The sequence below is a fragment of the Rathayibacter oskolensis genome, from assembly GCF_900177245.1.
GTDB classification, from domain to species: domain Bacteria; phylum Actinomycetota; class Actinomycetes; order Actinomycetales; family Microbacteriaceae; genus Rathayibacter; species Rathayibacter oskolensis.
Map to the genome: position 1 here is coordinate 374,510 of NZ_FXBM01000001.1, position 23,237 is coordinate 397,746.

The following is a 23,237-nucleotide window of genomic DNA, read 5'->3' on the forward strand; positions in this document are numbered from 1 at the left end:
CCATGGGCTGGCTCTCCCGCCTGCTCGGTGGTGGCGACGCCGCACCGGAGGAGTCCGCCCCCGCCGCCCTGCCCCGCGTCCCCACCAGCGACGACATCCTCGCGGCGCTCGACCGCGTCGCCGCGGAGACCGAGGGGCGGGTGCCGCCCCTCGTCTCGGCGCGCATCCGACGGGTCGACGAGACCGTGCGCGAGATGGTGCCGCGCCTGGACCGCCTCGGCGGAATGAGCCAGCAGGGCCACACGGTGGTCGCCACCGCGACGAGCTACCTGCCCGAGGCCGTGGAGGGGTACCTCCGCCTCCCGCGCGACTTCGCCGACCGCCGCGCCGTCCACAAGGGGAAGACCTCGCTGATGATCCTCTGCGACCAGCTCGACCTCCTCGGGGCGACGCTCGACCGCATCTCCGACGCCGTCTCGCGGCAGGACGCGTCCGCTCTCATCGCGCACGGGCAGTTCCTCGCCGAGAAGTTCACGGAGTCGTCCCTCTCGCCGAGCGCGCTCGACGGCCCGAGCGCGCCGGGTGCCGCCGGTGCTCCCGGCTCCCTCGGTACCCCCGGCTCCCTCGGTACCCCCGGCTCCCTCCAGCCCCCGAGCGCCTCGTGACCGCGTTCGGCTCGGCGCTGGACGCGCTGGTGGTCACCGGATCCGCAGCCGGACTCGACGCGGCCGCCGTCCGCGAGGAGGGCGCCCGCCTCGGGGCCGCGGTCGCCGAGTCCATCACGGGCGCCGGCCCCGACTGGCTCGCGGCGACCGAGGCACCCGGTGGCCTCGAGGCCTTCTTCACCGCCGCCTCCCGGGGTCGCCGCTGGCGCGGTGCTCCGACCGACCTGCTCGCAGCGCTCGTCGCGGCGCGATCCGAGCACGCCGCCGCCTATGCGCGCGCGCTCACCGAGGTCGTCTCGGCGGCGAGTGCGCTCGGCGAGCCGGGCATCGGAGGCATCGCCTCCGCCTCCGCGACCGCGGCGGCGCAGCTCGGCGCACTGCCGACGCAGGGGCCCCCGGCCGGAACCGTGCACCCGGGGCGGTCCGTGAATCCCGTGCACCCCGCGAGGTCGGCGCTCCCGACCGAGCTCCCCGCCGGGGTCCCCGGCGTCGACGAGATCCTCGCGCGCCTGCGCCGCACCGAGCACGACGGTCCGCAGGACGAGCCCGACCCCTCGACGGCCGCGGCGCCTCCGGCCGCACCCGCCGCCGAGGAGGAGCCGGAGCCGCTCCCGCCCCCCGAGAAGATCGAGGATCTGCTCGCCGAGCTCGACGCCCTCATCGGGCTCGACCGGGTGAAGAGCGAGATCAAGCGCCAGACGCAGCTGCTCCGCATCGACACGCTGCGCCAGGCCGCCGGCCTCACCACACCGACCCTCACCCGGCACCTCGTCTTCACGGGCAACCCGGGCACGGGCAAGACCACCGTCGCCCGGCTCGTCTCGCGGATCTACCGCTCCCTCGGGATCCTCTCGAAGGGCGTGCTCGTCGAGGTCGACCGGTCGGAGCTGGTCGCCGGCTACCTCGGGCAGACCTCGATGAAGACGGCCGAGGTGATCGCGAGGGCCCGCGGCGGCGTGCTCTTCATCGACGAGGCCTACGCGCTCGCGCTCGACCAGTACGGCGCCGAGGCGGTCACCACGCTCGTCAAGGACATGGAGGACCACCGCGGCGACCTGGTCGTGATCGTCGCGGGCTACTCCGGGCCCATGCAGGGCTTCCTCGACACCAACCCCGGCCTCGCGAGCCGCTTCTCGACGACGATCGACTTCGCCGACTACACCGACGACGAGCTGTCCGCGATCTTCCGGCGCCTCGCCTCCTCGGCCGATTTCGAGCCGACGGAGGAGGCGCTCACCGCCTTCGCCGAGCTCGCCGCGGCCCAGGAGCGCACCGAGGCGTTCGGCAACGGCCGCTGGGTGCGCAACGTGCTCGACGCCTCCATCGCCAGGCACGCCTGGCGGCTGCGCGACACCGAGGAGCCGACGCTCGACGAGCTGCGGATCCTGGTGCCGGAGGACGTGGTGGAGGCGCTGCCCGCGGAGGACGACGCTGCCGCTGAGGACGCTGCACAGGACGAGCCTGCTGAGCACCGAGCCCCCGACGACGCTCCGGAGGAGACCGCATGAGCACCGCCCCCGCCTCGCCGCCCGCCGTGCGGACGCCGGAGGCGTCCCCGGTGCGGATCGCGAACCCGCCCGCGACCAAGCGGCCGACGCTGCTCGCGCGGGCGACCTCGACCACTCCGCGCACCCTCCGGCTCCTGCTCGTGCTCACTGTGATCGCGGCGGTGCTCTTCGGGGTCGCCGCGCAGCAGGCCGGCGCGCTGCAGTCGCGCGCCGCGGCCGAGGCCCGTGAGCAGTCGGCGCAGATCGTGGGCGTGCAGGAGGTGCGGAACCTCCTGGTCGACGCGAACGCGATCGCGGCGAACACGTTCCTCGTCGGCGGGCTCGAGCCGGCCGACCAGCGGGCGGAGTTCACCGGCAACGTCCAGGCCGCCGCGACGCAGCTCGCGACCCTCTCGGCCTCCGAGCCCCGCGACTCCGAGGCGCTCGCCGCCGTCGCCCGCGACCTCACCACCTACAGCGGCCTCATCGAGCAGGCCCGCGCGAACAACCGCCAGGGCTTCCCGGTCGGCTCGGCCTACCTCGACCAGGCGTCGGCGGTCCTGACCGCCGACGACGGGATCCTCGCCGACCTGAACGAGCTCGTCAGCACCGGTGCCGACCGCGTGGCGAGCGCCTACGACGCCGTGCGCTGGAGCGGCCTGCTGCTCATCGGCTCCCTCGCGATGCTGCTGCTCATGGTCGGCGCGCAGGTCTGGCTGGCCCGGCGCACCCACCGCTATCTCAACCGTCCGCTCGCGACCGCCACCGCGCTGCTGCTCGTGCTCGGCATCGGCGCCGCACTGGCCTACGGTGCCGCCGCCTCGAACGCGGGCACCGTGCGCAGCGAGTCCTACCGGGCGACGCTCGCCGTCTCGCAGGCGCTCACCGAGGCGAGCGAGGCGAAGTCGCTCGAGAGCTTCACGCTGATCAAGCGCGGCTCGGGTGCGGCGCTCGAGGCGCAGTTCCAGGAGGCGGCGACCCAGGCGCGCGACCGGCTCGAGGACGCGACGGCCACCGGGATCCTCGACGGTGGCCTGGTGGACGACCTCGACGCGTGGCTCGACAGGCACACCGCGATCCGCGAGGCCGACGACGCAGGTCGCTGGGACGAGGCGGTCGGCCTCGCCGTCGACACGGGCCCCGACTCGGCGAACGCCGCCTTCACCACCTTCAGCGACGCCGCAGAGGCGGCCGTGACGACCGACGCGAGCAGCACCGAGAACACCCTCGGGACCTGGGGGGCGATCTCGTCGATCGCCTCGTGGATCCTGCTGGCCGGCGGGCTGATCGGCGCCGCGCTGGCCTGGCGCGGGGTCTCGCAGCGACTCGAGGAGTACCGATGAACCGCCTGCGCCCTTCCCGTCCGCGCCCCTCCCGCCTGCGCACGGCCGCCCTCGTCCTCGTGACGGCCGCGGCGCTCGCGGTCTCGGGGTGCAGCACGGGGGCCGACGACCTCGGCACCGTGATCGGCGCCGCCACGCCCACCCCGACCGCCACGCCGGCGCCGACCGCGAGTGCAGGAGCACCGGCGACCGAGTGCTCGCCGTCGGCGGTCACCTCCTACGCGCCGACCGGAGTCACCGACAGCGCGAGGCTCACCGCCATCCGCCAGGCGGGCACCCTGCGCGTCGGCGTCTCGGCCGACACCCTGCTGATGAGCGCGCGCAACCCGCTCACCGGGTCGATCGAGGGCTTCGACATCGACATCGCGCGCGAGATCGCCCGCGCGATCCTCGGCGACCCCGACGCGATCACCTTCGTGGTGATCACCTCCGCCCAGCGCCTCCCCGCCCTGACCGGAGGCGACGGCGCGCCGCAGGTCGACATGGTCGCGCGCACGCTCACCATGACCTGCGACCGCTGGGGCAGCATCGCCTTCTCGTCGGAGTACTACGGCGCAGGGCTCAAGGTCCTGGTGTCGGACAGCAGCGAGGCAGACAGCATCGCCGACCTGTCGGGCGAGACGGTCTGCGCGCCCCGCAGCACCACGACGCTCAGCAGGCTCGAGAACGACTACCCCGAGGTCGAGGCGGTCGCCGCGGACACCCACACCCAGTGCCTCGCGCTCTTCCAGGAGGGATCCGTCGACGCCATCGCGGGCGACGACACGATCCTCGCCGGCTTCGTCGCGCAGGACCCCTACGCGAAGGTCATCGGCGACGCGCTCAGCTCGGAGCCCTACGGACTCGGGATGCCCGCCGACGACCTGGACTACGTCCGCTTCGTGAACGCCGCGCTCGAGAGCATCCGCGCCGACGGTCGCTGGCAGAGCATCTACGACCGCTGGCTGGGCGAACTCGGGGCGGCCTCGCCGCCGGCGCCCGCCTACGGACGATGAGCGTCGCGGCGAACGGGACGGGACTCGCCGAGGGCAGCCCGGTCGCGCCGGGCCGCCTGGGCGAGGCGGCACCGCAGCGCGAGCTCTTCGAGTACCTCGCGGCACTCACCCGCTGGCTCGAGCGGACCACGCGCGAGCTGTCGCGGCTGGACGCCGCGGCCCTCGCCTCGCCTCAGGCCGACAGCTACACCTCCGACGTCGTGCTCGCCCAGTCGCTGCGCGAGTCGGTGACGCGACGCCTCGCCGAGCTCGAGCTGGTGTGGGACTCGGGCCGCGTCGACGTCGTCGCCCGCGAGCGGATGTCGCAGCTGATCTGGGGCCGCCTCGACTCCTCAGGGTCGGGCGCGAGCGCCGCGGTCTCGCTGGTGGAGGCGGTCAGGCTGTGCGACGCCGTCGTCGGGCAGCTGAAGTCGCGGCTCGAGCTCGACCCGAGCGGCACCGACGTGGCCGGCCGGATCGTCGGGGTGCGCGCCGAGATCGAGCGCTGCCGCGACCTCACCCGCGACAATCGCGGGACCGTCGACCAGGAGTCCGCGCAGCGGGTCGCCGTGCTGCGCTCCCGCCTCGACGCCCTGGCCGAGAAGGCGAGCAGGGGAGCGGACGTCTCCGGCCCGCTCGGCCAGCTCGAGAGCGACTCGGCCCGCCTCGAGCGCGACCTGATCATCGCCGCCTCCGAGGGCCGTGGACTCGAGCGCGACCGCCGGCGCGCACGCGAGCTCGCGGAGGCGGCGGAGCGGAGGGAGGCGCCGCTGCGCGAGCTCGTGGCCCGCTGCCGCCGCGAGATCGCCGACCCGCCCCGGCTCGCGGTGCCCGACGTCTCGCGCCTCGGCGAGCCACCCTCGAACCGGGAGGCGCTCGACGCGCACCTCGCCCGCCTCACCGCCGTGGGCCGCGCCTTCGACGCCGTCGAGGCCGCCTACACGTCGCCGCTGCGCGAGCGCGCGGCGCTCGGCTTCCGACTCCGCGCTCTCCGCGAGCGGGCGGCCGCGAACGGCCGCGCCGCCTCCGCCGTCGGAGTGGCCGCCGAGGAGGAGGTCAGGGCCGCCCTCGACGCCGTGCCCTGCTCGGTGCCCCTCGCCCGACACCTCGTCGAGCAGTACGACGTCGTCACGCGCGACCTGCCGCGCGCAGCCCCCGCCAGCCCGCACCACCGGAAGGCCACCCCATGAACGGCGAACCCTGCACCTCGACTCCGGGCTGCACCGGAGTCATCGAGGACGGCTACTGCAACGTCTGCGGGCTGCCGCCCGAGTCGGGCGCGGTCGCCGCGGCCCCGGCCGCCGCCCCGGCTCCCGCTGCCGGCTCGACGCCGACCGCCCGCCGTCCCGCGACCGCCGGGGCGGCTCCCGCGACCGCGTCGGCCGCCTTCGGGACCGGCTTCGACGAGGGAACCCCGAACACCGCCGCGCCCGTCGGATCGAGCACCGAGGAGGCGCCGACCGCGCGCAGTGGGCGCACCTCCTCCGCGCGCCTCGCGACCGCCGCACTCGGCTCGGCCCGCACCGCGCAGACCGGCTCGAAGGTCACGCGCCGCGTCGGCACGACGTCGACGCGCCTGCGCGGGCCGCGGCTCGGCGCGGGACTGACGACCGTCCCCTCCCGCCCGGCCGCCGACCCGATGGCCGCGCTGATGAAGGAGGCGGTGCTCCCCGAGCGCAAGCGCTTCTGCTCGAACTGCGGCACCGCAGTGGGTCGCGCTCGCGACGGCAAGCCGGGGCGCACCGAGGGCTTCTGCCCCAACTGCCGCACGCCGTTCTCGTTCAAGCCGCAGCTGAAGCAGGGCGACGTGGTCGGCGGCCAGTACGAGGTGGTCGGCTGCCTCGCCTACGGCGGGCTCGGCTGGATCTACCTCGCCCGCGACCGCAACGTCTCCGGCCGCTGGGTCGTGCTGAAGGGCCTGCTGAACTCGGGCGATCCCGACGCCTACGCCGCGGCGATCACCGAGCGCCAGTTCCTGGCCGAGGTCGAGCACCCGCTGATCGTCGAGATCTACAACTTCGTGATGCACGACTCGGCCGGCTACATCGTGATGGAGTACGTCGGAGGCCCGAGCCTCAAGCAGATCCTCAAGGAGCGGCTCGAGGCGAACGGGGGAGCGGCAGACCCGCTGCCCGTCGACCAGGCCCTCGCCTTCGTGCTCGAGGTGATGCCGGCCTTCGCCTACCTGCACGACCAGGGCATGCTCTACTGCGACTTCAAGCCCGACAACATGATCCAGGTCGGCGATCAGGTCAAGCTGATCGACCTGGGAGGCGTGCGCCGGATGGACGACGACGAGTCGGCCATCTACGGCACCATCGGCTACCAGGCTCCCGAGGTGCCCGAGGTCGGGCCGTCGGTCGCCTCCGACGTCTACACGATCGGGCGCACCATCGCCTCGCTGGTGCTCGACTTCCGCGGCAACCAGACCACCTACGTCGCCTCGCTGCCGCCGGTGTCCGAGACGCCGCTGTTCCAGCGCTACGACTCCTTCTACCGCCTGATCGCGAAGGCGTGCGCGCCCGATCCGCAGGACCGCTTCGCGACCGTCGACGAGATGCGCGGCCAGCTGCTCGGCGTGCTGCGGGAGGTCGTCGCGACCGACCGCGGGCCCGGTCACCCGGCGCTGCACTCGACGGAGTCGGCGCTGTTCGAGGCGCCCGTCGCCGACGTGGTCGACCGACCGCTGCCGTGGGACGCGCTGCCGCTGCTCAAGATCGACGAGTCCGACGCGGCGAAGGCCTGGCTCGCGGGCGTGAACGTCGCCGACCCGATCGTCCGCCTCCGCGCGCTGGGGCTGGCGCCGACGGTCACCGTCGAGGTGCGGCTCGCCCGCGCCCGCGCGGCGATCGAGGCGGAGCGCTGGGACGACCTCGCGCGGGCGACCGGCGAGATCCTCACCGAGGACCCGTGGGAGTGGCGCGCGGTCTGGATGAGCGGTCTCGCGCAGCTCGCGCGGGGCGACGACATCGGTGCGCGCGCCTCCTTCAACACCGTCTACGGGCAGGTGCCGGGCGAGCTCGCCCCGAAGCTGGCCCTCGCGGCCGCCTGCGAGGCGAGCGGCGAGCCCGAGGTGGCGGAGTCGCTCTACGTCATCTGCGCGCGCGCCGACGCGAACTACACGGCTCCGGCCGCCTTCGGCCTCGCGCGGGTGCGCCAGCAGCGCGACGACCTCGACGGGGCGCTCGACGCGCTCGACATCGTCACGCCGACCCGCTCCTCCTACGTCGACGCGCGCCGCCGGCGGGCCGAGCTGCTCGCCTCGTCGGGTCGCGGCCTGCCGTCGCTCTCGGCAGCGCTCTCGAGCGTCGACGCCGTCGCGATCGATCAGCGCACCCGGCTCGAGCTCACGACGGGTGTCCTCGAGTCGGCCCTCGAGCTCGTCCGCCGGGACGGCCCGGCCGAGGGCGCGATGCTCGGCGGAGTCGAGGCCAACGAGGCCTCGATCCGCGACGGTCTCGAGGCGTCGTACCGCTCGCTCGCGGCCTCGACCAGGGAGCGCGACGAGCGGCTGCGCCTCGTCGACCGCGCCAACGAGGTCCGGCGCTGGACGCTGACGTGAGCGGCGAGCTGTCCACGCCGTGCCCCGTCTGCGGCGAGCCGGTGACCGCCGGCGACGCCTTCTGCGAGGCGTGCGGGAGCACCCTGATCGTCCGGGCGGCCCAGGCGGCTCCCCCGACCGCCGAGCCCGCGCCGTGCGTGTACTGCGGCGGCACGGTGGCCGACGACGGCTACTGCGAGCAGTGCGGCCGGCCGGCGCCGACCGAGCGCGAGCACTGGGCGGAGGCGCCCCATCCTCTGGTCGGCGGCGTCTGCGACCGGGGGCTGCGCCACGCGGCGAACGAAGACGCGATGGCGCTCGGCGCCCGCGCGGACGGGGGCGGCGTGCTCCGCACCGCGCTGCTGGTCGTCTGCGACGGCGTCTCGTCGACCCCCGACTCCGACCGGGCCTCGCTGGCGGCCGCGCGTGCCGCGCTGAGCGCCCTGCAGGCCGAGGTCGGCGAGGAGGCTCGCGGGGCCGATCGGTGGGGCGCGCTCCTGCAGATGGCGGTCGCGCGCGCCTCCGGAGCGATCGACGCGGCCGTGCCCGAGAAGCGGGCGAACCCGCCCTCGTGCACCTTCACCGCCGCGATCCTCGACGGCGCGCTGCTGGTCACCGGCAACGTCGGCGACAGCCGCAGCTACTGGATCCCCGACGCGGGGCCGGCGCGGCAGCTGACGGTCGACGACTCCTGGGCCCAGGAGCAGATCGCCTCGGGGATGGGGCGGGCGGAGGCGGAGACCGCTCCCGACGCGCACGCGATCACGAAGTGGCTCGGCGCCGACGCCCACGACGAGGAGCCGACCATCGCCTCCGTCGTGCTCGAGGAGCCGGGCTGGGTGCTCGCGTGCTCGGACGGACTGTGGAACTACGCCTCGTCGGCGGAGGACCTCGCGGGAGTGCTCCGGACCACGCTGGAGCGCGTCGGCAGCGACCCGGTCACCGTCTCGGAGGCGCTCGTCGCCTGGGCGAACGAGCGCGGCGGCCACGACAACATCACAGCGGCACTGGCGCGCTTCGAGCCCGAGCCGGTGGAGAAGGCGGATCCGTCCACCAGCACCCCGCCGCACTAGACGAATCCACCCACCCCGCGGCGCCCCCTCCGCCTACAGTCGACCCCATGAGCATCGCCGAGCCCCGAACGCAGCTGTCCATCGTCGGCCACTGGATCGACGGGGCGCCGTCGGCCTCCTCCTCCGGCCGCACCTCACCGGTCTACGACCCGGCACTCGGAGTCGTGACGAAGGAGGTCGCGCTCGCCGACGCCGCCGAGGTCGACGCGGCCGTCGCGTCCGCCAAGGCCGCGTTCCCCGCCTGGCGCGAGACCTCGCTCGCCAAGCGGCAGCAGATCGTCTTCCGGTTCCGCGAGATGCTCGAGGCGAAGAAGCAGGAGCTCGCCGAGCTCATCACCTCCGAGCACGGCAAGGTCGTCTCGGACGCGCTCGGCGAGATCACGCGCGGCCAGGAGGTCGTCGAGTTCGCGACCGGCCTCGCGCACCACCTCAAGGGCGAGTACTCCGAGCAGGTCTCGACCGGTGTCGACGTCTACTCGACGAAGCAGCCCCTCGGGGTCGTCGGCATCATCAGCCCCTTCAACTTCCCGGCGATGGTGCCGATGTGGTTCTTCCCGATCGCGATCGCCGCGGGCAACACGGTCGTCGTGAAGCCCTCCGAGAAGGACCCGTCGCCGGCGATCTGGCTCGGCGCGCTCTGGAAGGAGGCCGGGCTCCCCGACGGCGTCTTCACCGTGCTCAACGGCGACAAGGTCGCGGTCGACGGACTCCTCGAGCACCCCGACGTGAAGTCGATCTCGTTCGTGGGCTCGACCCCGATCGCGCAGTACGTCTACGAGACGGGCACGAAGCACGGCAAGCGCGTCCAGGCGCTCGGCGGCGCGAAGAACCACATGCTGGTCCTGCCCGACGCCGACCTCGACCTTGTGGCCGACTCCGCGATCAACGCGGGCTTCGGCTCCGCGGGCGAGCGCTGCATGGCGATCTCGGTCGTCGTCGCGGTCGAGCCGGTCGCCGACGAGCTGATCACCAAGATCCAGGAGCGCGCCGCGAAGCTGCGCATCGGCGACGGCCGCCGCGGCTGCGACATGGGGCCGCTGGTCACGAAGCAGCACCGCGACAAGGTCGCCTCCTACATCGCGATCGCGGAGGAGGACGGCGCGACGGTCGTCATCGACGGCCGCGGCATCGAGGTCGACGGCGACGAGAACGGGTTCTGGCTCGGCCCGACGCTGATCGACGACGTGCCGATCACCTCGAAGGTGTACACCGAGGAGATCTTCGGGCCGGTGCTCTCGATCGTGCGGGTCGCCTCCTACGAGGAGGGCGTGACGCTGATCAACACCGGCGCGTTCGGCAACGGCACCGCCATCTTCACCAACGACGGAGGCGCCGCCCGGCGCTTCCAGAACGAGGTCGAGGTCGGGATGATCGGCATCAACGTGCCGATCCCCGTGCCGGTGGCGACGTTCTCGTTCGGCGGTTGGAAGTCGTCGCTCTTCGGCGACACCAAGGCCCACGGCGCCGAGGGCGTCCGCTTCTTCACTCAGCAGAAGGCGATCACCAGCCGCTGGCTCGACCCGTCGCACGGCGGGATCAACCTGGGGTTCCCGCAGAACTCCTAGGCCTCTCTCCTCGCTGCGCTCGTCGATCGGCCGCGGTCGGCTCGGCGAGGTGGGTGCGTTCCGCGGAGCGTCCTGCCTCCGCGCACGGCGAATCGCTGGACGCGATTCGGCGGTTGCGCTCGGCCGTGGTGGTCGGCCTCTCTCCTCGCTGCGCTCGTCGATCGGCCGCGGTCGGCTCGGCGAGGTGGGTGCGTTCCGCGGAGCGTCCTGCGGTCGCGCACGTCGATCCGGTGGAACGCGGATCGCCGGTTGCGCTTGGCCTGAGGGGACCCTCGCGTCCCGCCTGCTTGCTGGTAGAGCAGCCCGGAGGGGCGGATCGAGACCCACGTGACCCGGGCGGTGGATTCCCGGGCATACCGGGACAGCCGTCGCTCAGACGAACCGCAGCGCCGTCCACAGCTCGGCGCGGGCGCCGAAGTCGTCGAGGTCGATGCCCAGCGCGCGCTCGACGGCGGTGATGCGGTTGCGGAGGGTGTGTCGGTGCACACCGAGCTCGCGAGCGGTGGGATCCCACGCGCCGTTGCGGCGGAGCCAGACGCGCGCGGTCTCGAGCAGCACGGCACCGTCCGGGGTGAGCAGCGGCTCGAGCATCCTCCGGGCGAGCGGCTCGGCTCCGGAGGCGGTGAGCAGGCCCAGCATCCCCCGCTCGGCGACCTCCTCGAAGCGCAGCAGCGGATGATCGACGCCGGCGCGCTCGGCGGCGCGGGTCGCCTCCTGCAGCCCTCGGCCGAGCTCGGCCCACCCGATCGGCGCGGAGGCGCCCGCGGTGAGTCCGTGCCGGCCGAGCACCCCCGCGATCGGCTCCAGGTCGTCGGCTCCGGTGATCACGACGAGGGCGGAGTCGCGCTCGGCGAAGAAGAGCCGCGCGCCGTTCTCCTCCGCGAAGACCTCGAGCTCGTCGAGCAGCGATTCGCCGTGGACGGGCTCGCTCAGCACGCTCACCCGCACGGGCTCGGCCGGCAGGGTGCCCCAGAGCTGCTGGGCCGTGCGCGATGCGACGTCGAAGGCGCCCGCGGCGAGCAGCTCGAGCAGCCCCGACCGCAGCTGGCGCCGGGAGGTGTCGAGCGCCCGCCGCTGCTCGAGGGCGATGCTCGCCAGGCCGATGACGCTCGCGACGAGGTCGTTGCCCGCCGGGTCGAGCGGAGTCCCGGTGCCGACGGCGAGCACGCCGCGCAGGTGATCGCGCTGCCCCAGCGTCTGCAGGGTCACGCCGCCGCCGTCGTCGAGTCTGAGCCCCGCGCGGCTGCCGCGGGAGAGCGCGTGCCGCACCGCGGCGGTGACCGACGCCTCCGCCGCCTCCGGAACGTCGAGCCGCGTCTGCAGGTGCACGCGCTGCCCGACGGCGTCGTAGAGCGCGACCCAGCAGTCGAGCTGATGCTCGAGCTCCGAGAGGATCGCCGCGAGCCCGTCGGGCCGCAGTGCCGCGCGCGCGACGCGGCGCTGCGCCTCCAGCGACCACTCGAGCCGTTCGCGCTGCTCGCGCGAGATCACGTCGGCGACGAAGCGGATGATCCCCATGAACGGCGTGCGCTCGGCGACCTCGAGCAGTGGCAGGCCCTGCCGCTCGCAGGCGGCGATCAGCCGAGGGGGCACCTCGTCGTGCACGATGTCGGTCGCGAAGCCGAGCGCCCGGATCCCGCGACCGCGCAGGCGCGCGACGTAGCCCTCCGAGAACTCGGCCGAGTCGGCGCCCGTGAAGTGCACGCCGTCGGTGAGCAGAAGCTGGCCCGATTCGAGCCACGGAGTCGGATCGACGAGGTCGGACGAGTGCGCCCACACGAGCGGGGCGTCCAGCGCCGCCTCGTCGTGCACCCCGGCGAGGATCCGCAGCCGGAACGCCGGCTCGGCGAGCAGATCGCGGACGGTCGCGGGCATGAGCGGCTCCCCGGGTTCGACGGTGTGTCCATCGTAGGCGCGGAGGTTCGACGGATCCGGCAGTCACCTCCGGAGCCGGACGCGGCACGATGGAGTCATGACGCTCTCGACGACCCCGCACGACGTCCACGACGGCACCGGCCGCGAAGAAGGCACGACCCGCGACAACGCCTCCGTCGCCGCCGCCGACCGCTCGCGCGTCTTCCACTCCTGGTCGGCGCAGGGCGCGCTGAACCCGCTGCCGATCGCGGGAGGCCTCGGCTCGGAGGTCTGGGACGTCGACGGCACCCGCTACCTCGACTTCTCGAGCCAGCTGGTCAACGTCAACATCGGGTACCAGCACCCGAAGGTCGTCGCGGCGATCCAGGAGCAGGCGGCGATCCTCACCACGGTCGGTCCGGCCGCCGCGAACGAGACCCGCGCCGAAGCGGCGCGCCTCATCACCGAGCGCGCTCCCGAGGGCTTCGAGAAGGTCTTCTTCACCAACGGGGGCGCCGACGCCAACGAGAACGCGATCCGCATGGCGCGCCTGTACACCGGCCGCGACAAGGTCGTGTCGTTCTACCGCTCGTACCACGGCAACACCGGCGCCGCGATCGTCTCGACCGGCGACTGGCGCCGCATCCCGAACGAGTACGCGCGCGGCCACGTGCACGCCTTCGGCCCCTACCTCTACCGCACCGAGTTCTGGGCCGAGACGCCCGAGCAGGAGTGCGAGCGCGCGCTGCACCACCTCGAGCGCGTCGTGCAGGCCGAGGGTCCGGAGTCGATCGCCGCGTTCCTGATCGAGACGATCCCCGGCACCGCCGGGATCCTGACTCCGCCGCCCGGCTTCCTGCCCGGCGTCCGCGCGATCGCCGACCGCTACGGGATCCAGCTCATCCTCGACGAGGTGATGGCCGGCTTCGGCCGCACGGGCCAGTGGTTCGCCTTCGACGCGTTCGACGTCCGCCCCGATCTGATCACCTTCGCCAAGGGCGTCAACTCGGGCTACGTGCCGATCGGAGGCGTCATCATCTCGGACCCGATCGCGCACCACTTCGACGACCGCGTGTTCCCCGGCGGCCTCACCTACTCCGGGCACCCGCTCGCTGCGGCGAGCGTCATCGCGACCCTCGAGGCGATGGAGGAGGAGGGGATCGTCGACAACGCGAAGACCATCGGCTCCGAGCACCTCGCTCCCGGTCTCGCCGCCCTCGAGGCGAAGCACGACGTGATCGGCGAGGTGCGCGGCTCCGGTGTCTTCTGGGCGCTCGAGCTCGTGTCGGACCGCGAGGCGCGGACCCCGCTGCCCGTCGCGTCGGTCGGCCGGTTGAAGGCCGACCTGCTCTCCCGCGGCCTGCTGCCGTTCACCGCCGACAACCGGATCCACGTCGTCCCGCCCGCGGTCGTCACCCCCGCCGAGGTCGCCCGCGGCCTCGGGATCCTCGACGACGCGCTGACGGCCTTCAGCGGCTGACGAGAAGACGTCGACGCCCGGACTCTCAGCACTGCCGGGAGACGAAGCCGTCGTCCCCCGGCACGAGCAGGTCGCGGTCGCGCAGCACCACCCCGATGCGGTCGCCGCGGAGGGAGCACGCGCGGTCGAAGACGGCCTCCGACCCGTCGGTGTACTCGACCTCGTAGACCCGCGCGCCGTACACGTCGGTGTAGGCGTCGCACTCGCGGAACGCCTCGCACTCCTCGGTGATCGCGAAGTCGAAGCCGAGCGCCCGCATCTCGCCGGCGCGCTCGGCCGCGTTCTTCTGGCCGATCGCGAGACCGGAGGCGTGCGCCGACTCGACCAGCGCCTCGGCGAACGCTCCCGTGTCCTCGTCGCTCAAGAGGCCCTCGGAGCGGGTGGCGGAGTCGAGGTTGTCGGTCTCGATCGCGTCGAAGCCGGTGTCGGCGCAGCCCGCGATCCACTCCGAGACGACGTCCAGCAGGGCGTCCCGCTTCTGCGGTGTCGAGACGTCGAGGAGGATCTCGTCGGGCCAGTCGGGATCGGTCACCGCGACGCCGTCGTCGTCGCGCAGCAGCAGCTCCGCCCGCGCGCCCGTCCACTCCGCCTCCTCGCCCGGCTGGGTCTGGAACGCGTTGACGTAGCAGACCGAGTACAGGCCCGGCTCCGGCCGGTCGGTGCGGTCGCGCACCACGAGGCCGACGCCGTCGGCCGGCGGGTAGCCGCCGCCGAGCTGGTAGTCGAAGCGGACGCCCTCGGGAGGCGGGGCGACGCCGGTCGCCGGGCTTCCTGCGCATCCGGCGAGGAGGGCCACCGACGAGAGCACGGCCAATAAGCTGACGGAATGGCGGAGTTCAGCGCGAGTGTCTTTCAGAACGAGTTCCTCTCGGACGGCGCCACCGACGTGCACGCGATCGTGACGGTGACCGCCTCGGGCACCGGTGCGGCCGGCAGCGACGGTGCGGCCGCCGAGATCATCATCGTCGACTGCTCCGGCTCGATGACCGGCGAGAACATGGTCGCCGCCAAGCGCGCCGCCGCGGTCGCCGTCGACCAGATCCTCGACGGCACCTTCTTCGCCGTCGTCGCGGGCTCCGAGCGCGCCGACCGCGCCTTCCCCTACCCCAACGCCTCCGTGCCGATGGTGCGCATGGAGCCGGGGGCGCGCGCCGCCGCCAAGGAGGCGATCGGCTACCTCCAGGCCGATGGTGGCACCGCGATGGGCACGTGGCTCACGCTCGCCCGCCAGCTCTTCGCGAGCGTCCCCGAGGCCACGCAGCGGCACGCGATCCTGCTGACCGACGGCAAGAACGAGCACGAGTCGCGGATGCAGCTCGACGCGGCGATCCGTGCCGCCGGCGGCGTCTTCCAGTGCGATGTCCGCGGCGTCGGCTCCCGCTGGGTCGTCGAGGAGGCCCGCACGATCGCGAGCGCGCTGCTCGGCACGGTCGGACTGATCGCGAACCCCGCCGACATGGCGGCCGACTTCGAGCAGCTGATCCAGGCGTCGATGGGCCGCGGAGTCGCCAGCGGCGAGCTGCGCGTCTGGACCCCGCAGGGCGCACAGCTGCTCTTCGTGCGGCAGGTCGCGCCGAACCTCGAGGACCTCAGCTCCCGCCGCACCTCGGTGAACCCCCTCACCGGCTCCTATCCGACCGGCGCCTGGGGCGACGAGTCACGGGAGTACCACGTGGCCGTGCGGGTCGCCTCCAAGCCCGTCGGGGCCGAGCAGCTGGCCGCCCGGGTGCAGCTGAGCGTGCGCGACGAGGTGGTCGCCTCCGCCCTCGTCAAGGCGCGCTGGACCGACGACTCCGCCCTCACCGCCCGCATCGACCCGGCCGTGGCGCACTACACCGGTCAGACCGAGCTGGCCTCGGCGATCCAGGACGGGCTCGCGGCGAAGGCCGCGGGCGACGAGGCCACGGCGACCGTGAAGCTCGGCCGCGCGGTGCAGCTGGCCGCCGTCACGGGCAACGACGAGGCGACCGCGAAGCTGCGCAAGGTCGTCGAGATCGACAACCCGAACGAGGGCACCGTGCGGCTGAAGCGCGGAGTCGCCAAGCTCGACGAGATGGCGCTGGACACCGCGTCGACCAAGACCACGCGGGTGCGCAAGTGAGCTTCCGCTGCCCCGAGGGGCACACGTCGACCTCCGGCGACTACTGCGACGTCTGCGGCGCCCCGATCGGTGCCGCTCAGACTCCGGCGCCCGTCGCATCGAGTCCCGCCGCCCCGACGACGGCCATCCCGACGGGCCCGGCCGTCTGCCCGAACTGCTCGTACCCGAACGAGGCGGGCGCGCTGTTCTGCGAGAACTGCGGCTACGACTTCACGACGGGCTCGCTGCCCGAGGCCGATCCGTTCACGGCGTCCGGCGCGGTCCGCGCCCCGGCCGAGGTCGGCGGGTCGGCGTCCGCCGCCGGCGACCCCTCCGCCCATCCGGGCGAGGTGCACGCCGCCGAGGCGCCGGGGGAGCAGTCACTGCCCCCGACGGCGCTCGTTCCGGAGTCGGAGGCCGGCTTCGACGTGCCCGTCGCCACCGCGCCGCCCGCCCCCTCCGCGCCGAGCGCTCCGACCGAGGTGACCCCCGAGGCGACGCCGGCCGCCGAGGCGTCCTCGCCCGACCCGTGGGTCGCCGAGCTCTGGATCGACCCCGACTGGTACGCGGAGCAGCGCGCGGAGGATCCGATGCCCTCTCCCGGCCCGCCGTCGACCGTCGTGCTGCGCGAGCGCTCCCTGCTCGTGGGGCGGCCCTCCGTCTCCCGCGGCATCTCGCCGCAGATCGACTGCGGCACCGACTCCGGTGTGTCGCGGAGGCAGTGCCAGCTCTCGACCGACGGCGTGCGCTGGTGGGTCGAGGATCTGCAGTCGGCGAACGGCACCTACCTCGCCGCCGCCGGAGCGGGGCTGCCGCAGACGCCCCTCCCCGCCGGCCAGCGCCGCGAGGTCGGCGAGGGCGACCGGATCTACGTCGGCGCGTGGACGCGCCTGGTGCTCAGGAAGGCGCTGCCGGGCGAGGTCTGAGCGGGCGTCGATCCGCGGCCCGCAGAGGCCGCGGGGCTCAGCGGCCGGCGAGCACTCCGAGCATCCACGACAGCGCGGAGACGGCGCCGACGCCCACGACGCTCGACGCGATGATGATGCTGCGGCGCACGCGCGCCGAGCGGGTGTCGGAGGCGGCGACCGGCTCCGGGACCTGCACGGCCATCGGCGCGGTCGTGCCCGCCGCGAGCCCGCTCCGCAGTCGCTGGGCGACCTGCTCGGCGGTCGGACGCCGGGCGGGGTCGCGCTGCGTCATGGCGACCAGGAGGCCGCGCCAGGCCTCGGGCAGCGACTCCGGAACGGCCGGGCTGCGGTGCAGGCGAGCGATCGCCGCCTCCAGCACGGTGCCGGCGTACTCGCGGTGCCCGGTGAGCGCCTCCAGCAGCACCAGCCCGAGCGAGAACACATCGCTGGCTCCACTGATCGGCTCGCCGGCGACCTGCTCGGGGCTGACGAAGCTGGCCGTGCCGATGACGATGCCGTCGCTGGTGAGGCGCGAGCCGTCCATGAAGTGCGCGACGCCGAAGTCGGTGAGCTTGGCGGTGTGGTCGTAGCCGCTCGAGCCGACGTCGCTGACGAGGATGTTCGCCGGCTTCACGTCGCGGTGCACGACTCCGCGCTCGTGCAGGTAGGCGAGGGCCTCGGCGAGCTGGGCGCCGATCGCGGCCACCTCTCCGGCGGCCATCCGGCCCGAGTCGAGCCGCTTCTCCATCGTCGGGTCGGCCACGAGCTCCATGACGACGTAGCGGCGCACTTCGCCGCCGAAGTTGTGCAGTCCCGCGTCGAAGAGGTTGACGATGCCCGGGTGCGCGAACGAGCTGAGCATCCGCACCTCGCGCTCCTGACGGGCGACGTCGTCGGGGCTCGAGGCCTCGGCGCGGAACACCTTCACGGCGACGTCGCGCTGCACGGTCTCGTCCCGCGCTCGGTAGACCGAGCCCATGCCTCCCGAGCCGATGCGCTCGATGAGGTAGTAGCGGCCGGCCACCTTCTGCTGCGCAGCGCCGGCGGCGATGACACTCACGACGACCCTCGCCTCTCGCTGAACGGCACGTCCGGAGCACCCCGGCAGGGTGCCTGCACTACCCGGGACGCCCCGAGAGGGGCGCCTGTGGTAGACGGTACCGCTCGCGCCAGGACCTGTGGAGTGGCAGAGGAGGACTTGACAAGAGTGGCCAGGCGGGACTGGGTCAGCGCAGTCCGCTGCGCGCGAATCCCTGCACGAAGTAGCGCTGGAACACGAGGAAGAGCACGACCATCGGCACCACGTTCACGAGTGCGAAGGCCATCGTCGCTCCGTAGTCGCTGCCGAACTGCCCCTGGAGGAAGAGCAGCCCGATCGGCAGTGTGAAGAGCACGTTCTCCTTCAGCGCGATCAGGGGCCAGGCGAAGTCGTTCCACGAGCCCAGGAGGGTCATGAAGAACAGCACGGCGATCAGGGGCTTCGAGAGCGGGAGGACGATGCGGGTGAACACGCGGAAGTGCCCGGCTCCGTCGATCCGCGCGGCCTCGATCAGATCGCGGGGGATCGCCAGGATGAACTGCCGCGCGAGGAACAGACCGAACGCCGAGGCGGCCGTCGGCAGGATCACGGCCCAGTAGCTCCCGTAGAGGCCGAGGTCGGTGACCAGCCGGAACAGCGACACCATGATGACCTGCACGGGCAGCGTCAGCGTCGACAGCGCGAGGAGGAAGAGCGCGGAGGAGCCGCGGAACCGCAGCTGCGCGAACGCGTAGCCGCCGAGCAGGTTGATCGCCACGGTGATCAGGGCCGTGACCAGGCTGATGGCGACGGAGTTGCCGAACCAGGTCGCGACCGGGAACGACGAGAAGACGCGCTCGAAGTTCACGAGGGTGAGCTCGCGCGGCCAGAGGCGCAGGGTGCCGCCGAGCAGCTCGGCGCGCGAGGAGAACGCGACCACGATCATCCAGTAGAGCGGGAACAGGATGACGATCGAGACCACGACGGCCAGGGCGAGCCGGACGACGAGCGAGGTGCGGGAGGAGCGGATCATTCGACGAGGTCCCTGCTGCGGTTCGTGCGCCACTGCACGGCGGTGAAGATCATCGTGAACACGAGCAGGACGATGCCGATGGCCGCCGCGTAGCCCTGGTCGCGCGTGACGAATCCGGTGTCGTAGGCGTAGGTGACCAGCACCGAGGTCGCATTCTGCGGCCCGCCCCCGGTGAGCACGAAGACGATGTCGAAGACCTGGAACGAGTAGATGACGTTCAGGATCAGCAGGAAGAACGTCGACGGGCCGACGAGCGGCAGGGTGACGTGCCGGAACTGCTGCCAGCCGTTCGCGCCGTCGAGTCGGGCCGCCTCGTACAGCGCGGGGTTCACGCCCTGCAGCCCGGCGAGGTAGATCAGCATGTTGAAGCCCGTGCGCCACCAGAGCGTCACCAGCACGACGGAGGCGAACGCCGCGGCTCCTCCGGACTGCCACGCGATCCTCGGCAGGCCGATGGTCTGCAGGAGCCCGTCGAGCACTCCGCTGTTCTCGTCGAAGATCAGCACGCCCATGAGCGCCGTCGCGACGCCCGAGACCGCCATCGGCAGGATCAGGATCGACCGGAACACCGCTCGCGCCGGCAGCACCGAGTTGAGCAGCACCGCTGCTCCCAGGCCGAGGGCCATGGAGGCGGGGGTGACGATCAGGGTGAACAGCGCGGTGTTCAGCGTGGAGCGCCAGAACAGCGGATCGGAGAGCAGTCTCACGTAGTTGTCGAGGCCGATGAAGACGCCGACGCCGAACCCGTTGGTGCTCTGGAAGCTGATCAGGAACGCACCGCCCAGCGGGACGAACACGAAGAGCCCGAGCATCAACAGGTTCGGGGCCAGGAAGGCGTAGGCAGCGGCGGTCTCGCGGGCGGGCGCACGGGAGGAGCGCCGGGGGCGGGCGGTGACCGCCTCCGGCGCGAGGGGGGCGACGCTCACGACGTCGCGGCCGCGATGCCGGCCGTGAGTCCGGCGATCGTGTCCTCCGTGCTCTGCCCGCCGACGAAGGCCTGCTCGAGCTGTTCCTTGAGCACCGCGATGATGGCGGCCATGTCGGGCGACGCCACCTGAGCGGAGTCGGAGGCCTGCACCGTGCCGGCCTGGCCGAGGAAGACCTCGGAGAGCTCCGGGCGCACGGCGAACTCGATGCCCGACTCGGTCAGGTCGCGACGGGTCGGCAGGAGCGAGGCGCCGGCGCAGAAGTCGCTCATCGCCTCCTCCTCGGTGACGAAGGACAGGAACGCGGCCGCCAGCTCCGGCTGCGCGGTCGCCTTCGTCGCGACGAGCGCGTTACCGCCGAAGTCGCCGCCGCCGCGGACGTTCCGCGGCGAGTAGGTGGCGCCCCACTCGAAGTCGAGGGTCGCGTCGGCGTCGGGGATCAGGAACGCGCCGGCGAAGGTCATGGCGGTCGTCTGCGAGTACCAGAGGTCGCTGGCGTAGGTCGTCGCCTGGATCGAGCTGCTCGGCGGGACGAGCCCGTTCGTGAAGAAGCTGCGGCTGAAGTCGATCGCCGCACGACCGGCGTCGGAGTCGATGGCGGGCGCCGAGAGGTCCTCGGTGAGGAACCGGCCGTCGGCCTGGAAGAGCAGGCTGAGCCAGCGGGTGACTCCGTTGCCCTGCCAGTTGTAGGCGAACGGGAAGCGCTCGGCGGGGAGCGAGGCGCGGAGCTTGTTCCCGACCTCGGTGAACTCGTCCCAGGTCCACGCCTCGTCGGGCGAGGACGGGAAGCTCGTGACCCCCGCGGCCGCCAGCGCCTCGGTGTTGTAGAGGATCAGCGACGTGTCGGTGTGGTGCGGGACGCCGAAGGGGCTCCCGTTGCTCTGCACGGCGGCCCACGCCGCGTCGGTGAAGCGGTCGGCCACGTCGCCGTCGAGGTAGTCGGAGAGGTCGAGCAGCTGGTCGCGCCCCGCGTAGCTGCCGAAGGTGTAGTACGGCACCCGGAAGACGTCGGGCGGGTTGCCCGCCTGCAGCTGGGCGTCGATGTTCGTGAACATCTGTTCGTAGGGGACTGCGTTCAGGGTCACCGTCGCCCCGGAGTTCGCCTCCTGGAACCGGTCGATCGCCCGCTGGAACCCGGCGAGCTCGGCGTCGGTGCCCCAGGTGGTGAAGGTGAGCGTGCCGCTGTCGGCGCTCGCCTGCGGAGCGGCAGGAGCGAACCCGCAGCCGGCGAGCACGAGCGGCGCCGCGGCGACTCCCAGAGCGCCGAGGAACCGTCGCCGATCGAGAACGGCCCGCTCGAAGACGGTCCTGTCGAACGCGCTCCTGCCGAGCGCGGAGCTGAGCGGATCCCTGCTGTTCCGAACCATGACGGCCTCCCTCTCGGGGGCCAGACGGTGGCTCCCGGAGGGAGGCTAGCCCGAGCGGGCACGTGCGGTCCGGTACTGGACGGATCGCCGTTCCTGTGAGAGAAGCGAGCTATCCGTGCCGGTTCCGGCGGCTCAGCCGCGCTTGCCGAGCATGCCCTCGAACGAGTCGTCGAGCGCCCAGGGGTCGCGCACCGCGCCCGACCGCGTCGAGCGCGCGGCCTCGCCGGCGAGCTCGCGGCCGGCGCGCTCGATGCGCGACGGGAGCGCCCTGCCGTCCTCGGTCGCGCCGCCCCAGTCGTCCGTGGCCGCGAAGACCGTCGTCGAGAGGGGAGCCGCGTGGAGGTAGGCGAAGAGCGGCCGCATCGCGTAGTCGATCGCCAGCGAGTGCCGGGGCGAGCCGCCGGTCGCCGCGAGCAGCACGGGGAGGCCCCGGAGCGCCTCCGTGTCGAGCACGTCGACGAACGACTTGAAGAGGCCGCTGTAGCTCGTGGTGAAGATCGGCGTGACGGCGACGAGGCCGTCGGCGCCGGCGACCGCGTCGAGCGCGGTCTGCAGCGCCGGGCTGGCGAAGCCGGTGAGGAGGGTGTTCGTCACGTCGTGCGCGAGGTCGCGCAGCTCGATGACGCTCCGCTCGACGGCGTAGCCCTGCTCGGCGAGGGCGGCCTCGGTCGCGTCGCCGAGCCGGTCGGCGAGGAGCCGGGTCGACGACGGCTGGCTGAGGCCAGCGGAGAGGACGGTGATCCTGCGGGTGTTGTCCATGGCGGGTGCCTCCTAGACGGCGACGGGAACGGGCTGCGCGTCGCGCGCGGCCACGAGGGAGGAGTGGGTGGGGGCGTCGGGCACGTGGGCGGGGCGTCCCTCCGCGAAGCCGCGGCGCAGCTCCGGCAGGATCTCGCCGAGCATGTCCATCTGCTCGAGCACCGTCTTGAGCGGGAGCCCGGCGTGATCGATCAGGAACAGCTGGCGCTGGTAGTCGCCGACGTACTCGCGGAACCCCAGGGTGCGGTCGATGATCTGCTGCGGCGATCCGACGGTGAGCGGGGTCTGCTCGGTGAAGTCCTCGAGCGAGGGTCCGTGGCCGTAGACCGGGGCGTTGTCGAAGTAGGGGCGGAACTGCGTCACGGCGTCCTGCGAGTTCTTCGCCATGAAGATCTGGCCGCCCAGCCCGACGATCGCCTGGTCGGCGGTGCCGTGACCGTAGTGCTCGAAGCGCTGGCGGTAGAGCTGCACCATCTTCTGGGTGTGCGAGGCGGGCCAGAAGATGTGGTTCGCGAAGAAGCCGTCGCCGTAGTAGGCGGCCTGCTCGGCGATCTGGGGCGAGCGGATCGAGCCGTGCCAGACGAAGGGTGCGACGCCGTCGAGCGGGCGCGGGGTCGACTGGAAGCCCTGGAGGGGCGTGCGGAACTGGCCCTCCCAGTCGACGTACTCCTCGGTCCAGAGGCGGTGCAGCAGGTCGTAGTTCTCGATCGTCAGCTCGATGCCGCGACGGATGTCCTTGCCGAACCACGGGTAGACCGGGCCGGTGTTGCCGCGCCCGAGCATCAGGTCGACGCGGCCGTCGGCGAGGTGCTGGAGCATCGCGTAGTCCTCGGCGAGCTTCACCGGGTCGTTCGTGGTGATCAGGGCCATCGCGGTCGAGAGCAGGAGGCGCTCCGTGCGCGCCGCGATGTACCCGAGGGTGGTCGTCGGCGAGGACGACCAGAAGGGCGGGTTGTGGTGCTCGCCGAGGGCGAAGACGTCGAGCCCGATCTCCTCGGCCTTCAGCGCGATGGCGACGGTCGCCTTGATCTTCTCGGCTTCGGTCGGGGTGTGCCCGTCGGTGGGATCGGTCGTGATGTCGCTGACCGTGAAGATGCCGAACTGCATGAGGCGCTCCTTACTCTCCTGGCGCCTCCCGGGCGCCCTGTCCATGCGTTTGCATGTACATCACCATCCAACCAGACGGCGGCGGATCTATTCCATCGGGTGCGGCGGAGGCGATGA

The 23,237-nt window shown here is 72.9% G+C and carries 19 protein-coding genes; 11 read left to right on the forward strand and 8 right to left on the reverse strand.

Annotated features, from left to right (window positions below):
• The first annotated feature begins 2 nt into the window (after positions 1-2).
• The 8 genes from B9Y99_RS01870 to B9Y99_RS01905 are packed head-to-tail and all read left to right on the forward strand — an operon-like array spanning position 3 to position 10,588.
• The gene (locus B9Y99_RS01870; RefSeq protein WP_085474909.1) at positions 3-605 is read left to right on the forward strand and encodes a hypothetical protein; all 603 of its coding nucleotides are present in this window, start codon (positions 3-5) and stop codon (positions 603-605) included.
• Entirely contained in the window at positions 602-2,113 is a 1,512-nt protein-coding gene (locus B9Y99_RS01875; RefSeq protein ID WP_085474910.1) for an AAA family ATPase, read from the forward strand. The genes B9Y99_RS01870 and B9Y99_RS01875 overlap by 4 nt, the downstream gene beginning before the upstream one ends.
• Positions 2,110-3,435, forward strand: a complete 1,326-nt coding sequence (locus tag B9Y99_RS01880) for a hypothetical protein (protein WP_085474911.1) — start codon at positions 2,110-2,112, stop codon at positions 3,433-3,435. The genes B9Y99_RS01875 and B9Y99_RS01880 overlap by 4 nt, the downstream gene beginning before the upstream one ends.
• The gene (locus B9Y99_RS01885; RefSeq protein ID WP_085474912.1) at positions 3,432-4,430 is read left to right on the forward strand and encodes a glutamate ABC transporter substrate-binding protein; all 999 of its coding nucleotides are present in this window, start codon (positions 3,432-3,434) and stop codon (positions 4,428-4,430) included. The genes B9Y99_RS01880 and B9Y99_RS01885 overlap by 4 nt, the downstream gene beginning before the upstream one ends.
• Positions 4,427-5,599, forward strand: coding sequence for a coiled-coil domain-containing protein (locus B9Y99_RS01890; RefSeq protein ID WP_085474913.1), 1,173 nt, complete (start codon positions 4,427-4,429; stop codon positions 5,597-5,599). The genes B9Y99_RS01885 and B9Y99_RS01890 overlap by 4 nt, the downstream gene beginning before the upstream one ends.
• Positions 5,596-7,971, forward strand: coding sequence for a serine/threonine-protein kinase (locus B9Y99_RS01895; protein ID WP_085474914.1), 2,376 nt, complete (start codon positions 5,596-5,598; stop codon positions 7,969-7,971). Before B9Y99_RS01890 ends, B9Y99_RS01895 begins: the two co-directional genes overlap by 4 nt.
• A complete protein-coding gene (locus tag B9Y99_RS01900; protein ID WP_208856873.1) occupies positions 7,968-9,023 on the forward strand; it encodes a PP2C family protein-serine/threonine phosphatase in 1,056 nt (351 codons plus the stop codon). The genes B9Y99_RS01895 and B9Y99_RS01900 overlap by 4 nt, the downstream gene beginning before the upstream one ends.
• Positions 9,024-9,070: 47 nt before the next feature.
• Complete coding sequence (locus B9Y99_RS01905) at positions 9,071-10,588, forward strand: CoA-acylating methylmalonate-semialdehyde dehydrogenase (RefSeq protein WP_085474915.1); 1,518 nt, start codon at positions 9,071-9,073, stop codon at positions 10,586-10,588.
• Between the two features lie 372 nt (positions 10,589-10,960).
• Here the strand turns inward: B9Y99_RS01905 and B9Y99_RS01910 are convergent, their stop codons facing one another.
• Positions 10,961-12,463 carry a PucR family transcriptional regulator gene (locus B9Y99_RS01910; protein WP_085474916.1) on the reverse strand — a complete coding sequence of 501 codons (1,503 nt, stop codon included), beginning with the start codon at positions 12,461-12,463 and terminating at the stop codon, positions 10,961-10,963.
• A gap of 97 nt (positions 12,464-12,560) precedes the next feature.
• Between B9Y99_RS01910 and B9Y99_RS01915 the strand changes: the two genes are divergently transcribed.
• Positions 12,561-13,922, forward strand: coding sequence for an aspartate aminotransferase family protein (locus B9Y99_RS01915; protein WP_085474917.1), 1,362 nt, complete (start codon positions 12,561-12,563; stop codon positions 13,920-13,922).
• A gap of 25 nt (positions 13,923-13,947) precedes the next feature.
• Here B9Y99_RS01915 and B9Y99_RS01920 read toward each other — a convergent pair whose 3' ends face one another.
• On the reverse strand, positions 13,948-14,730 hold the full coding sequence (locus tag B9Y99_RS01920) for an endo alpha-1,4 polygalactosaminidase (RefSeq protein ID WP_208856907.1): 783 nt from the start codon (positions 14,728-14,730) through the stop codon (positions 13,948-13,950).
• 18 nt (positions 14,731-14,748) lie between these two features.
• On the opposite strand from B9Y99_RS01920, the gene B9Y99_RS01925 reads away from it, so the two are divergent.
• Complete coding sequence (locus B9Y99_RS01925; RefSeq protein WP_085474918.1) at positions 14,749-16,023, forward strand: VWA domain-containing protein; 1,275 nt, start codon at positions 14,749-14,751, stop codon at positions 16,021-16,023.
• Positions 16,020-16,928 (forward strand): FHA domain-containing protein, encoded by a 909-nt coding sequence (locus B9Y99_RS01930; RefSeq protein WP_085474919.1) that lies wholly within the window; start codon positions 16,020-16,022, stop codon positions 16,926-16,928. Before B9Y99_RS01925 ends, B9Y99_RS01930 begins: the two co-directional genes overlap by 4 nt.
• 37 nt (positions 16,929-16,965) lie before the next feature.
• On the opposite strand, the gene B9Y99_RS01935 is transcribed toward B9Y99_RS01930, so the two are convergent.
• The 6 genes from B9Y99_RS01935 to B9Y99_RS01960 all read right to left on the reverse strand — a co-directional run bounded on the left by B9Y99_RS01935 (position 16,966) and on the right by B9Y99_RS01960 (position 23,120).
• Positions 16,966-17,970 (reverse strand): serine/threonine-protein kinase, encoded by a 1,005-nt coding sequence (locus B9Y99_RS01935; protein WP_085474920.1) that lies wholly within the window; start codon positions 17,968-17,970, stop codon positions 16,966-16,968.
• 166 nt (positions 17,971-18,136) lie between these two features.
• Complete coding sequence (locus B9Y99_RS01940) at positions 18,137-18,961, reverse strand: carbohydrate ABC transporter permease (RefSeq protein WP_085474921.1); 825 nt, start codon at positions 18,959-18,961, stop codon at positions 18,137-18,139.
• Positions 18,958-19,887: a carbohydrate ABC transporter permease gene (locus B9Y99_RS01945; RefSeq protein ID WP_244274742.1), complete on the reverse strand. Its 930-nt coding sequence runs from the start codon at positions 19,885-19,887 to the stop codon at positions 18,958-18,960. The genes B9Y99_RS01940 and B9Y99_RS01945 overlap by 4 nt, the downstream gene beginning before the upstream one ends.
• Positions 19,884-21,254, reverse strand: coding sequence for an ABC transporter substrate-binding protein (locus B9Y99_RS01950; protein ID WP_085474922.1), 1,371 nt, complete (start codon positions 21,252-21,254; stop codon positions 19,884-19,886). Before B9Y99_RS01950 ends, B9Y99_RS01945 begins: the two co-directional genes overlap by 4 nt.
• A gap of 132 nt (positions 21,255-21,386) precedes the next feature.
• Positions 21,387-22,013, reverse strand: coding sequence for an FMN reductase (locus tag B9Y99_RS01955; protein WP_085474923.1), 627 nt, complete (start codon positions 22,011-22,013; stop codon positions 21,387-21,389).
• 12 nt (positions 22,014-22,025) lie between these two features.
• Complete coding sequence (locus B9Y99_RS01960) at positions 22,026-23,120, reverse strand: LLM class flavin-dependent oxidoreductase (protein WP_085474924.1); 1,095 nt, start codon at positions 23,118-23,120, stop codon at positions 22,026-22,028.
• Between the last annotated feature and the right edge of the window lie 117 nt (positions 23,121-23,237).

What these genes read in the sequence shown, in the direction of transcription:
- B9Y99_RS01870 (WP_085474909.1), top strand. Translation starts at nt 3, where the DNA reads ATGGGCTGGCTCTCCCGCCTGCTCGGTGGTGGCGACGCCGCACCGGAG.
- B9Y99_RS01880 (WP_085474911.1), top strand. Translation starts at nt 2,110, where the DNA reads ATGAGCACCGCCCCCGCCTCGCCGCCCGCCGTGCGGACGCCGGAGGCG.
- B9Y99_RS01885 (WP_085474912.1), top strand. Translation starts at nt 3,432, where the DNA reads ATGAACCGCCTGCGCCCTTCCCGTCCGCGCCCCTCCCGCCTGCGCACG.
- B9Y99_RS01890 (WP_085474913.1), top strand. Translation starts at nt 4,427, where the DNA reads ATGAGCGTCGCGGCGAACGGGACGGGACTCGCCGAGGGCAGCCCGGTC.
- B9Y99_RS01895 (WP_085474914.1), top strand. Translation starts at nt 5,596, where the DNA reads ATGAACGGCGAACCCTGCACCTCGACTCCGGGCTGCACCGGAGTCATC.
- B9Y99_RS01905 (WP_085474915.1), top strand. Translation starts at nt 9,071, where the DNA reads ATGAGCATCGCCGAGCCCCGAACGCAGCTGTCCATCGTCGGCCACTGG.
- B9Y99_RS01910 (WP_085474916.1), bottom strand. Translation starts at nt 12,463, where the DNA reads ATGCCCGCGACCGTCCGCGATCTGCTCGCCGAGCCGGCGTTCCGGCTG.
- B9Y99_RS01915 (WP_085474917.1), top strand. Translation starts at nt 12,561, where the DNA reads ATGACGCTCTCGACGACCCCGCACGACGTCCACGACGGCACCGGCCGC.
- B9Y99_RS01925 (WP_085474918.1), top strand. Translation starts at nt 14,749, where the DNA reads ATGGCGGAGTTCAGCGCGAGTGTCTTTCAGAACGAGTTCCTCTCGGAC.
- B9Y99_RS01940 (WP_085474921.1), bottom strand. Translation starts at nt 18,961, where the DNA reads ATGATCCGCTCCTCCCGCACCTCGCTCGTCGTCCGGCTCGCCCTGGCC.
- B9Y99_RS01950 (WP_085474922.1), bottom strand. Translation starts at nt 21,254, where the DNA reads ATGGTTCGGAACAGCAGGGATCCGCTCAGCTCCGCGCTCGGCAGGAGC.
- B9Y99_RS01955 (WP_085474923.1), bottom strand. Translation starts at nt 22,013, where the DNA reads ATGGACAACACCCGCAGGATCACCGTCCTCTCCGCTGGCCTCAGCCAG.
- B9Y99_RS01960 (WP_085474924.1), bottom strand. Translation starts at nt 23,120, where the DNA reads ATGCAGTTCGGCATCTTCACGGTCAGCGACATCACGACCGATCCCACC.